Genomic DNA, 12882 nt, shown 5'->3' on the forward strand with positions numbered 1-12882 from the left:
AAACCTTTCTATCCGCAGATTTCGCAGATGGACGCAGATTTTAATAAAAAATAAGTCACGTTTGATTTAATCTGCGAAATCTGCGTAATCTGCGGACAATGTCTTGACCTGAGTAGTTACGTTTCTTGTTGCTTGAACGTTTATCCAAATAGGGGGTCTTAGTGAAAATATTACTCGTCAAACCGCATCCTCAGCTGCTTGTGGCAAAGCGTCTCCAGGAGGGATTTCTTCACCTCGAACCGCTGGAGCTCGAAATGGTGGCCGGCGGTGTGCCGTTGGAAGATGAAGTGGTGATCCAGGACCTGAGCTTCGAGAAGGACCCGATCCTCGGTTTTCAGAACAAAGTACGCGAGATGAAGCCCCATATCGTTGGTTTCACCGGCTACAGCAGCCAGTCGGCCCTGGTCAAGACCCTGGCTGGTCTCGTGAAAAAGCATGATCCGAAGATCGTGACCGTGGTCGGCGGAACGCATGCCACGATCATACCTGCGGATTACGCATTGAACGGCGAGGGGATCGACATCATCGTGCGCGGCGAAGGGGGTACGGCATTCGCCGAGATCGTAAGACGCTTTAAAAAAGGCGAACCGCTCGCGTTCGGCGAAGCTGTTCTCTCACCCAAAGATCCTGGATTCGCGGAAAAGGCCGCGGCCCTGCCGCCGGAATTTCCTCCCGTGGACCAAATACCGCGGGCACGGCGCGAGCTGGTCGATCGCTCACGCTATTTCTGCGTCTGGACCTCAAGCACGGAGAAGAGGCTCGACACCATATTCCCGAGGACCGCGAGCATGCGCACGTCGACCGGATGCGCTTTTTCGTGCTCCTTTTGCGTTGTGCATCACTTGATGCGCGGCAAGTACCTCCAACGACAGCCCGAGGACGTGGTGGATGAGATCGAGAAGATCGCGGAGAACCATATTTATTTCGTGGACGACGAGACGTTCCTGAACAAGGACCGGTTGACAAAGATCGCGAACCTGTTGCTCGAGAAGGGGATCAAAAAGAAGTATATCAGCTGGGCGCGCGCTGATACGATCGTAAAATATCCCGATTTGTTCAAACTCTGGAAGCAGGCCGGTCTCAGCGTGGTCTACGTCGGCCTCGAGGCCATGGTCGGATCGCGGCTCGACAAGTATAAGAAGCGGACGACCGTGGATACGAACCGAAAGGCCATAGAGATACTGAAAGAGATCGGCATCACCCTCCATGCGAGCTTCATGGTGGATCCGGACTTCTCGGTCCAGGACTTCAGGGATCTTGAAAAGGAAATCATGAAGGTCTGTCCGGCCGAGGTCACCTTCACCGTGTTTTCGCCGTCGCCCGGGACCGACCTCTGGCATACGCATAAGAACGATTATATTGTCGACCCCTATCTCTATTACGACTGCATGCATACCATACTGGCGACAAAGCTCGATATGAACACGTTCTACGCTCACTTCGCGAAACTGTCGCGGGTGGCCCTTCAGGCGAACCCGCTGCGGGTGAACAAGGTCAAAGTGCCGTTCAAGGAACTGGTGAGGATCATTTACCTCGGCACGCGGTATATTTTCGCCATGCGGAACATCTATAAGGATTATTTACCGAAGAAAAGAGCATGAACATATTTGACACTATAAAGCGCGAGACGGAAGCGCTCTCGCAGAAGACCGCGGTTATTGAGGATGATGACCGCATTACCTATGGGCAGCTGATCAACGGCGCGGAACGGCTTGCCGATACCTTGCGTCAGCGCGGTGTCGGCCGGCTCCATCGCGTCGGTCTTTTCTGCGATGACAGTATAGACTATATTATCGCGAGTCTGGCAATATTATCTCTCTCGGCGGTTGTCGTTCCGATTTCTCCGGAGCAGACGGCTGAAGAAGCGGAGAACGTCATCAACATAATCGACATTGATTATCTGATCGCCGAACCGCGTCTGTGGCAGGGTGGATACGGCGATCCGCTGCAATCGAACGGTCTCTTTAAAAAAGAATTCACCATCGTGAAAAGGACGACGAGAGAGCGCCCGAAGGCAGAGTATTTCAGGATCAACCCGGCGTTTATCCGGTTCAGTTCCGGCACGACCGGCATGAGCAAAGGCGTGGTCCTTTCTCATGAGGCGATCATAGAACGGACCGATGCCGCGGACAAAGGGTTGCAGATAACGTCGAACGATACGGTGCTCTGGGTCCTGTCCATGAGCTTTCATTTTGTGGTTACGATTCTCCTGTTCCTGCGCCGCGGCGCGACTATCGTGCTCTGCGGTCATCGATATCCGATATCCCTCATAGAGGGGATCAAGTCGCATAAGGGGACGTTTATCTATTCATCGCCGTTTTATTACAGCCTCCTGGCCCGCACCGTGGCCCTGCCCGGAGATGCCTTGCAACATATCCGTCTTGCGGTCTCAACGGCCATGAAGCTTCCCGAACAGGTGGCAGAGGAGTTTTTTGCCAAGTTCGGTCTTGAGCTGACCGAGGCCTATGGGATCATCGAGGTCGGTTTGCCGTTTATCCGCCTTTCGGGAGATAAGGATAAACGAGGCTCCGTGGGCAAGCCGCTGCCGGATTTCGAGATATTTCTCGACAAGAAGGATGCCGATGGAGTAGGGGAGATCAGGATCAAGGGCAAGGGGATGCTCGATGCCTATTATTCTCCCTGGCAGGGCAGGGAGGCGATCTTGAACGATGGATGGTTCAAGACCGGCGATCTGGGGAAAATAGACCAGGACGGCTTCCTGACCATTGTAGGCAGGGAAAAGGACGTCATCAATTTTGTGGGAATGAAAGTATTCGCCCAGGAAGTGGAGTCTGTTCTTAATACGCATCCTCAGGTGAAGGAGTCTCTGGTGTACGGCGCTGCGCACGCTCAATGCGGTCAGCTTCCCATGGCGAAGATCGTATTACGGGACAAGAACGATGTTATGGATGCGAATGTTCTGAGGCGGTTCTGCTACCAGCGCCTGGCGCGGTACAAAGTACCGAAGGATTTTGAATTTGTGGACCAGTTGGCGAAAACCGCAAGTGGAAAGTTGAAGAGATGAAAATCCTGCTGATCAATCCCTTTGGCTCGAATTGGGTCGAAGGCAGGGAAGACGTTTCCGAGACCGCCATTCGCATGGCGCCGATCGGAATCCTGTCTATCGCCGCCTATTTGCTGGAAAAAAGGCATGAGGTGGAGGTTCACGACTGCCGGGGCGCTGTCAGCCGCATCGGCGCTGACGATGTCCTCTCCCGAGTCAAGTCCTTCAAACCCGATATGATCGGTTTCACGGCAGTGACGTCAGGTTTTCTGAATGCCTATCGCCTGACGGAGGAGATAAAAAAAACGGTTTCTGATGTTACGATCATTTTCGGCGGCGTGCATGTCTCTGCTCTGCGCGCGAAGATTCTTGAATCCTATCCCGCCATCGACTTTCTGGTCACCGGTGAGGGAGAGAAGGCCATGGCCGAGCTTGCCGCGGGAGCAAAGCTTGGCTCGATCCAGGGACTGGTGTATCGCGAGGGCACGGAGATCAGGGACAACGGTCTCAGAAACGATCTGTGCGAGCTTGATTCACTGCCATTTCCCGCGTACCACAAGCTTGAAGGGTTCCCGAAAAAGTTCGAGGCTGCGCTGTTCAATTACCCGAAAGCGCCGTCAGCGACGATTATTTCAAGCCGGGGCTGTCCCTACCAGTGTTCGTATTGCGACCGCTCGGTGTACCGCAGAAGTTTTCGATATAACTCCGCTGAATATCTTTACGATCATATGGCCTTCCTGAAAAAAGAATTCAATATCCGGCACGTTTTCTTCTATGATGACCTGTTCACCTTCAACCGCGAGAGGATCGAAAAATTCTGCGGACTCTTGCAGACCAGACCGCTGGGAATGACCTTTAATTGCGCTGTGCGCGTGGGGCATATCGATGACGCGCTGCTCAAGATGCTCAAGGCATCAGGCTGCTGGATGGTGAGCCTCGGCATAGAGTCGGGCGCACCCGAGATCCTTGCCCGGCATAAAACTAAAGTGGATTTCAACGAAATGAAGACCACCGTCAAACGGATCCAGAAGAGCGGGCTGAGGGCCAAGGGCCTTTTCATGATGGGACTTCCTGGTGAAACAGAGGAAACGATAAAAGTGACGGCCGATTTCATCACGGACCTTGAACTCGATGACATGAACATGACCAAATTCACGCCTTTTCCCGGATCCCCCATCTACCAGACCATTCGTGAAGAAGGCGTGTTTGAGGAAAAGTGGGAACTCATGAACTGCCTGAACTTTGTCTTCGTGCCCCGGGGGATCGAGTCCAAGGAGCGGCTCGATGAACTTTACAAACAGTTCATCAAGCGTTTTTACACCGGGAAGAACTGGACCCGTAAATTCGGTCCGCTGATGTTCAAGTCTCCCCACAGTACCTATCGGATTTTCAGGAACCTGCCGACGTTTCTCAAGATCAAGCGTGATTTTGAGCCGAAAAAATAGAGGTATCTGTCCGGTATTGTTCTGATAGAAAATTGTAATGCCCTAAAACACCCTCCCGGCTCGATCCGCCGTATTGCCAAAACCAACCACAGAGAACACCGAGAAAATATTGAAATATTAAGCGGGTATGGGAAAACATCTAAGCTCCCCCTCTGTGCTCTCATTGAAAGAGGGGCGTGAACGGTTATACTGGCTGAAACTGCGTCAGGCGACGGGCATCATATCCGAACGGACCAGGCGTCAGTGCGCAGGGTAGGCCCCACTCATATGTTGCAAAATCCCATAGCCGTAAAATACCCCATATTTATGATGGATACTCGGCAAAACATGTTGACAAGACAAAGAGCTCACTGTTATACTTGACCCGCTATTGTCGATTTATCGCTTCAGATTTCCATTTATGAGATTCAGCAGGCGCGCCTTGCGACGAAACGAGGTAGTGGACCTGAATAATTGCTCCACAGAATAGATCACCGATGGAAGCCAAGCGTTACAATACGATAACAAAAATAACCTGCCCTGTTCTCTTCGGGATCATAAAACGGCAGCGCTTGTTCACCCATCTTGATATGGAGAAAAACAAGCGAATTATATGGGTCTCAGGACCGGGAGGATCTGGCAAAACCACGCTCGTTGCCTCTTTTCTCGCGTCTCGCAAGGTTCCGACGCTCTGGTACCAGGCGGATGCTGGAGACGCGGACTTGGCGACGTTCTTCTATTATTTGAGCCTTGCCGCCAAGAAAGCCGCGCCCAAGGCGAGGAAACCACTTCCCATTTTGACCCCGGAATACCTGCTCGGAGTTGAAGTTTTCGCACGCAGGTACTTTGAAGGTCTCTATGGGCGATTAAAGAAGCCATCCGCTATCGTCATCGACAATTATCAAGATGTGCCACCCGGCTCCGGGCTCCACGAAATCATCCATGCCGGTTTTTCCCAGGTTCCCGAAGGCCTCCAGATTATCCTGATCAGCAGAAATGAACCCCCGTTCGCTCTCATGCGTCTGCAGGCCAACAATGTCATGGCTGTACTCAGATGGGACGAACTCAGGCTCGATCCCATTGAAATCGAAGAATTCGTACGGCTGAAGCTGGGGAAGAGGCTGGAACCAGAAGCGTTGCGCCGTTTGCGCGACACGACCGACGGGTGGGCGGCCGGCTTGGTGCTCATGGTTGAAGGGGGCGCGTCCGAGAAAGCCATGACGCCCGCACAGACAACGCTTCCCAAAGAGCGAATATTTGAATATTTCGCGGCAGAGGTCTTCGAGAGATTGGGAAAAGAAACCCAGGAGTTGCTTCTCAAAACAGCATACCTTCCCAAACTAACTGCTGCAATGGCACATAAACTCACCAGCCTGGACAAAGCCGAACAAATTTTGTCTGACCTGAACCGTCACAATTTCTTTACGACAAAGCATGCTCAGCATGACACCGCATATCAATACCATCCGCTTTTCCGTGAATTTTTACTGGCCCACTGCGGTCGCGTGTTCTCCATGGTTGAGCTTACAAGCCTCAAGATTGGCACCGCAATCATACTCGAGGAAGCCGGACAGGGAGAAGCGGCGGTAGAACTATTTCAGCAGGCAGGCGACTGGCAAAATGCGGCCCGATTGATTGCGAGTCTTGCGCCCGGCATTATCGCGCAGGGCCGCGCGCTTGTAGTACAAGGCTGGGCGGCCCGATTTCCGCTGGATGCGCTTGAACGGGCGCCCTGGCTACTCTATTGGCGTGGCATTGCCATGATGCCCTATAGCCCGGTGAAGAGCAGAGAAGATTTCGAAAGAACATTTGAGCTTTTTAAAGGCAATGATGACAGGGCAGGCTTGTATCTTTCCTGGGCTGGGGCGGTGGATAGCATTTTCTTCGGCTCCGAATTTACCATGCTTGATCGGCTGATTTCCATCATGGGAAAAATGCGGAGGGAATATCCGGAATTTCCATCCGAGGAGATCGAGGCTGTAGTTGGCGTGGGTATGTTCAGCGCGCTTGCGTGGAGACAGCCATCCCACCATGAGATTCCACTTTGGGAGACACGGGCATGGAATGTGCTGCGCGCTTTTCCTGATGAGAACCTTCGCATTAAATCGGGAATGTATATCGTGGTCTATAATTTGTGGGTTGGAGAAGTAGACAAAGCCCGTTCAGCGCTTGACATACTTTTTGAAACGGTAAAATCGGAGAAAGTCACCGACTTCATGCGATTGTCCGTAAAAACCACTGAAGCGCTCTATCTCTTCTTCACTGGCGCTTGCGAAACCTGCGTTAAAACGGTCCGTGAAACGATTGCTCTCGCAGGAAAAACCGGCATCCATGTGTGGGATGTTCATGTTACTGAACATGGTATCGCCGCAGCCCTGAGCATGGGTGATTTGGGTCTCGCTGAAACTCTTTTAAAAACCATAAATACGGATCCCGCCGCGATCCGACGACTTGATTATGCTGTATATCAATTGATCAAAGCATGGGAATGCATGAGCAAAGCCTCAATGAGTGCAGCAATACAAGCCTGTCAGGAAGCAACCGATCTATTCCGGAACATAGGATTTATTCCAGCAATTGCGGCCAGCTGTATTTTTACGTGCGAAGCGCTTTACGAATATGATAAAAAAGAGGAAGCCCGGCACTATTTATCTCAAGCATATAAAATTGCGATAAGCATGAAGAGCTCCATGCTTGCGTACATGTGTTACATAATTGAGGCCGATCAAGCATATAGCAGTGAACAGGAAAGAAAAGGGTTGGGGCTGCTTCGGAAGGCGATGAAACTTGGCCGCGACAAAGGCTTCTCAAATATGTATCTTTGGCGGCCAGAGGTCATGGCGAACCTTTGCGCAAAGGCACTGGAGGCCGGAATCGAGACGGAATATGTCCAGAGTCTTATCCGTAGGCGCGGACTTGTGCCGGTGGAAAATTCTATTGTCCCAGAAAACTGGCCATATCCGCTGCAAGTGCATACCTTGGGAAGATTCGAGATCTTGGAGGACGGGAAACCTGTTGTTTTTTCCGGCAAGGCGCAACAGAAACCGCTTGCGCTGCTCAAAGCGCTCATTGCCCTGGGGGGGGAGGCTGTGCCCGAGGAGCGGATTGCCGATGCCCTTTGGCCCGAGGCGGACGGATATTCGGCGCACCGATCCTGCGAACTGGCCTTGTACCGCCTGCGAAAAATTCTCGGCAACGACAATGCGGTTCGGCTTCATGCCGGCAAGCTCACTCTTGACCTGAGGCATTGCTCAGTGGATGTACGGAACCTTGAACGGATGATTGAGATGGCCGAACAGGGCTGGAGGGCGCTTCAGGAGGACGTGAAGGGGAAAAGGAGCGAGAAGGAAAGAGTTTGTCGGAAGGATGTTGTTCAACTGACGGAAAAGATCCTTTCGCAGTATAAAGGACACTTTCTAACGGGCGATGTAAAGGAGCCTTGGACATCGGCGCTTCGGGACCGCCTGAAAAGCAAGTTCATCCATTTCACGGGTATGCTGGGCAGGCACTGGGAAGAAGAGGGAAAGCTCGATCTGTCCGCTGCCTGTTTTCAAAAAGGGATTGAAATCGATGATTTATGCGAAGAATTCTATCAACGGCTCATGGTCTGCAATCTCAAGCTCGGCCGCAAGGCCGAAGCGGCTACGACCTATCAATGTTGCTGTAATCGTCTATTAACAGCTCTCGGCATCACTCCATCGTCAATAACGGAAGAAATTTATCGCGCTATCAGCAGCGCATGATGTTTTCCGTTACTTTCCCTGTTTTATTCTGCGATCTTTACAGATTTCTTTGCGAGGTTGTCGTCGATTTCGGCATGTCATGGTATTGATGATCGTTTATTTTGACCCGGATTCAACCACCATGAATGGCGACTGCCTACCCGTATGAATTCGCATCCATGGGCTCGCAGATACTTCAGCAGCGCTTCCCGCTTCATACGGTAATTGACTCTTCTATGTACTCGGAACCGACTGCGGATATGGCATCCTGACGGATAAAATCAAGGGCCTCCTTGAGCGTTTGTCGAAGACTGTCGATCAACTCCTCGCGTGTTCGTTCCTGGCAATTTATCCCGGGTATTTCCTCTATCCAGCCGATCCATCAGTTCTCCGATTGTTTCATTACAGCGGTGTATTGTCTGTCCACAATGTGTCCTCCGTTCCGGACTGTTTCGATCATAGCAACATTGTATGATATGCACGTTTGCATTTCAAGTGGTATTTCGGTTTCGCGGTAGCTAATGACATTCGATTTGATGCGAACAAGCCACCCCGGTCGAAAACGTCACTATCTTGTCGTTGCGGAAACAACCCTCCTCCTAAAATTACAATTTGCGCGAATCCGTGTGTTATCCGTGTGTTTCCGTCTTGTATAATCTCCTCGGTAAAAACATACATCTTCGGCCCCGGCTTGCCGAATGATACCGGCTATAGCTGGTTCAAGAGGGATTAATGAAACGCTATAATGGCGACCATACGGCGCTTGGCGAAAGACGAAAAAACGAGTTCAGGACGGAGCTCGGGCGCCGGATACGCAAGCTGCGGCAAAAAAGACGGCTAACCCAGGAACATTTGGCCGAACAATCCGGCATCAATGCCAAGTACCTGGGAGAGCTGGAACGGGGAATAAAAAACCCCACTGCCGTCATGGTCGGCAAAATCGCCGCAGCCCTGGATTCGCCGGTCTGCTCGCTTCTGAATTCACTGCATGAGCGCGTGTGCCCGTGCAGCGATGCCGCTGATATAATCGGAAAGTTGCTTGCGGGAAGAGAACGCCGGGAAGTGCGAAAAGCGGTAAGGATCATCGAGGCTTTGTTCGAGGATGAAGAGGCATGATGAGCCGGGGAAGTATGAATGCGAGAGGAGTAAAAAGCGCCTTTGGTATCCTTTTTTCATTCCTTATGGTGCCTGTCGTGATATCAAGGAAGAATATTGGATAAATAAGCACTATTCGATCTATCAATTACGAAATCGAATTACTTTTTCTCCAATATTTTGATTGCCAGCTCATGGATGAACTTGATGTCCGCCGGAGTGCGGGTTTGCAGATATGCGATCAAGTCTGCAAGTTCTCTGGCTGGCTTATTCGTAATCTTCTTTTTCGAGGGATAGATAAGGTCTTCGACCGGCATTTTTAGTGCGGCGGCGATATTTTTCAAGGTCTCAACAGTAGGGACGCCGCCGAGGCCCCTTTCGATCTTGCCGACGCTGTCTACGCTTAAATGCACAAGTTCCGCGAACTGACTCTGTGTCAGTTTCAGCGCTTTCCGGAGTTCTCGTATTTTTTTGGAGATATCACTGTGCGCCATTAGTTCACCTTTGGTCAGTATATTAGGCGAACCGAAAACAAAAAAACAGGGACTATGATACGGAATTATATGTTGACAATAAAGCGTATATGTGCTTGAATGCAATCGGTTGAAAAGGTTTGTGTCATTGGTGCATTCGCGGTTTATTCGGAATAATGAGCTGTCTAAATGACAGCCTTTCTTATACATATCCGAGAAATAACGAGATTGCCACACATCGAGTTGATGCTGCCCTATAGCATAGAACACAATTATGTCTAATCGAAAGGGGATATGCAAAATGAAGAATCGGTTGTTTAAGTTTACGGTACTGATGGCGTTGTGTGGTGTTTTGTCGGTGGTGACAGGTTGCGCCTCATTCATGGAATATGGAAAGCTGGAAAAAAGCGCCCGTGAATCTTATGAGGCCAAGAACTATGACACAGCTGTGTTTACTGTAGTCAAATCGCTCAAGTTGGATCCGACGTATGATAAGTCACAGGCGTTAATCAAGGAGGCTTACCCGAAAGCAGTAGATGTACATGAAAGTAGGATTCAAGAACTGAGTGCCGGTTCCGCGAAGTTCAAATGGGACGAAGTTGTTCAAGAGTACAATGCCCTAACAAGCATCCATCAGGCAATAAAAAGTTTGCCGCCGCTGGCGGAAGGAAAAACAAAAGAGACGATTAAGTTCGATCTAAAAAACTATTCAGATAATTTTGCGAAGGCGAAATCGAGCGCCGCGGAAGCCCATTATCAGGAGGGTTTGCGCCTAAGCAAGAACGATGAAGTGGATGTCCAGAAACAGGCAGCCAAGGAATTTAAAGCTGCAGGGCAATTTGTCGCTGGTTACAAAGATGCCCAAGAGCTCTATGAAAAGTGCCGCAAGTCAGGAATAAAAAGAATTGCCATTATCCCCTTTGAGGATAAATCCGGCAAAGGCGGCAAATATGGCGCTGTAGCGGAAACCGTTCTGGATCAGATTGTCAGTGATGTGATGAATGATCAAAGCGCAATGGAATTTTTAGAAGTAATCTCGCGAGATCAAATGGAGCAGGTCATGCAGGAGCAGAAACTCGGGATGACCGGTCTGCTCGATGAACAAACAGCCGTCAAGGTCGGCAAGATACTTGGTGTGCATGAGATATTGACGGGAAAAATCACCTCGATTGCATATACGCCTGAAAGGACAACACAAAAGAATGTCCGCGAGAAGGAAAGTGTTGTTGTTGGTGAACAAAAATACACAGACAATAAAGGCAGGGAACAGACAAAAAATATTTACGGTGATGTTTTTGCGACAGTAACGATTTATTCGCGCTCCGCAGGGGCATCCATTGCGGGGTCTTATAAACTGATCGAGGTTAAAACCGCCAAGCTCAAGAAAAGCGACTCCTTTATTGGGAAAGAAGATTTCAGTTGCGAATGGGCAGCATTCACCGGCGATGAAAAAGCTTTAAGCAGTAGCAGTTCAGCGCTCGCCCGGAAAAGTGAAATGGTGGCTCCATCAGAGGAGGAAATGGTCAGTAAGGCGGAGAAAAACCTGTCGCTTTCGCTGGCCAGCGCATTGAAGACGTATGCGCGATAGGCAGGCTGTATTTCTGACTTCAAATTGAGTGTACCGTACGAACAGTGAGATTAAGCGTTATGCCTCGCTCACCTTGACAATTTAGCAGTTCTTAGCTGGAGATTGTCAAGGTGAGTTTTTATAGACAAGATGAATCCAAATTGTAAAAGCCTTATATCTATTTGTCATCATTTACGTAAATTTATAGCTAAAGAAGATTTGGTATGGCTATCTGACAGATTATACAGAATGCGATTAACGAAATATTTTTTGAAAAAATGAAAAAGACAATGAGAAATTCTAATAAATCTATAATAGCTCTGTTTCTGATACTTGGATGCATTAGTGCCTGCAATACAGGCAACAACAAGGATGTCACTAATGGTTCGACGGCAGCGACGGCAGAAACAGTATTTTCCGCAGACGAAGGTGGTTCCGTCGTAAATGCCGGTGGCGGACCGTTGCAATGGCCATTGGACAATTCATTCGGCGCACCGTTGCGCGAGGTGTTGCCAATGACCAATAATTTTCTCCATCAACGTTCGACGGGTGATTATCATTTGGGGCTTGATTTAGCGGCAACCGAATATAGCGATGTCTTGGCTGTCGGAGACGGCCAAATCGTACTTTCCACCTTCAGGCCGGGTACCGGGAACTGGGGCGGTATCATCATACTTCAAATAACGCAACCGCAGCCGTTTTTTGTCATCTATGGTCATGTCGATGATGCGAGCAGACCCGCGCTGAATACGACCGTGAGTAAGGGCAGCGTGATAGCGAAGATCGAAAAAAGCGGGACACATACCTGGCCAACACATTTACATTTTCAGATAGGCACCGGCTTGTATAGCCGCTTTTCCAGTGTTTGGCTGAGCCCACCGGGTTACGCCGTCACCGTTGATACAGCTCTTTGGAAAGACCCCATACCCTATTTGTCGCAATTCAAAATCAGTACAGCGGTACAGGAAATCGCAAACGGAATTGATGATGACGCCAATGGATTGATCGATGATTGTGCATCGTGCTGGATTGCTATATATCGCTTCAGAGACCCAAACACCGGGGCCAGAATGTGGAACAACATCACAACACCACCTGCTGCCTACTCGGGCTATGTATATGAGATTGAAGCCTGGGTTGCCGCAACCAATCCCATACCCAATACATTCCATGTTGTTCAGTGCTCAAAATTAACTGATCATATTTTGGTTGAAAAGAACAGCGCGGATTACCAGGCATTAATCAATGCCGGATACACGCAAACTGCGGATTTGGGGTACGCATGGAGATTGAACGCGGTGGATAGAAGCAAAAAATATCTCGGCACGAATTACAATGTTTGTCCGGTCTATCGTTTTTCGTACAGTGCGAATGGTTTAGGTGCGCACCTATTTACAAGAGGCGCGGATAATCTGACAGGGATGACGTGTGAATCACCAGCGAGATTCGAGATCATAACAACCCATGAGTGTTTCAGCGCCCCGCCGTGCAACTAAACGGGAAAGAGTTATAGAACATTTGACAAGACAGATGGAATAAGATCGACCTTGAGTGGTCGATGACAGATAACCAATAAAAAAGTACCAGGAGGTGCTGT

At 49.9% G+C, this 12882-nt stretch carries 9 protein-coding genes; 7 read left to right on the forward strand and 2 right to left on the reverse strand.

Features of this window, described 5'->3' with window-relative positions:
• Positions 1–161: 161 nt before the first annotated feature.
• The 4 genes from M0R70_00815 (at position 162) to M0R70_00830 (ending at position 8171) form a co-directional block, all read left to right on the forward strand.
• Entirely contained in the window at positions 162–1601 is a 1440-nt protein-coding gene (locus tag M0R70_00815) for a B12-binding domain-containing radical SAM protein (GenBank protein ID MCK9417902.1), read from the forward strand.
• Positions 1598–3025, forward strand: a complete 1428-nt coding sequence (locus M0R70_00820) for an acyl--CoA ligase (protein ID MCK9417903.1) — start codon at positions 1598–1600, stop codon at positions 3023–3025. Before M0R70_00815 ends, M0R70_00820 begins: the two co-directional genes overlap by 4 nt.
• Positions 3022–4449, forward strand: a complete 1428-nt coding sequence (locus M0R70_00825; GenBank protein ID MCK9417904.1) for a B12-binding domain-containing radical SAM protein — start codon at positions 3022–3024, stop codon at positions 4447–4449. Before M0R70_00820 ends, M0R70_00825 begins: the two co-directional genes overlap by 4 nt.
• A 476-nt stretch (positions 4450–4925) precedes the next feature.
• Positions 4926–8171: a hypothetical protein gene (locus tag M0R70_00830; GenBank protein MCK9417905.1), complete on the forward strand. Its 3246-nt coding sequence runs from the start codon at positions 4926–4928 to the stop codon at positions 8169–8171.
• Positions 8172–8364: 193 nt separating this feature from the next.
• Here M0R70_00830 and M0R70_00835 read toward each other — a convergent pair whose 3' ends face one another.
• Positions 8365–8529 (reverse strand): type II toxin-antitoxin system HicB family antitoxin, encoded by a 165-nt coding sequence (locus M0R70_00835; GenBank protein ID MCK9417906.1) that lies wholly within the window; start codon positions 8527–8529, stop codon positions 8365–8367.
• A 353-nt stretch (positions 8530–8882) separates the two neighbouring features.
• On the opposite strand from M0R70_00835, the gene M0R70_00840 reads away from it, so the two are divergent.
• Complete coding sequence (locus tag M0R70_00840) at positions 8883–9266, forward strand: helix-turn-helix domain-containing protein (GenBank protein ID MCK9417907.1); 384 nt, start codon at positions 8883–8885, stop codon at positions 9264–9266.
• A 140-nt stretch (positions 9267–9406) separates the two neighbouring features.
• On the opposite strand, the gene M0R70_00845 is transcribed toward M0R70_00840, so the two are convergent.
• Positions 9407–9739, reverse strand: coding sequence for a helix-turn-helix domain-containing protein (locus M0R70_00845; protein ID MCK9417908.1), 333 nt, complete (start codon positions 9737–9739; stop codon positions 9407–9409).
• Positions 9740–10019: 280 nt separating this feature from the next.
• Here M0R70_00845 and M0R70_00850 point away from each other — a divergent pair, with 280 nt between their 5' ends.
• Together M0R70_00850 and M0R70_00855 are read left to right on the forward strand one after the other, a co-directional pair.
• Positions 10020–11306, forward strand: a complete 1287-nt coding sequence (locus M0R70_00850; GenBank protein MCK9417909.1) for a CsgG/HfaB family protein — start codon at positions 10020–10022, stop codon at positions 11304–11306.
• Between the two features lie 257 nt (positions 11307–11563).
• A complete protein-coding gene (locus M0R70_00855; protein MCK9417910.1) occupies positions 11564–12781 on the forward strand; it encodes a M23 family metallopeptidase in 1218 nt (405 codons plus the stop codon).
• The last annotated feature ends 101 nt before the right edge of the window (positions 12782–12882 follow it).

The sequence above is a fragment of the Nitrospirota bacterium genome, assembly GCA_023229435.1.
Classification (GTDB): Bacteria; Nitrospirota; UBA9217; order UBA9217; family UBA9217; genus JALNZF01.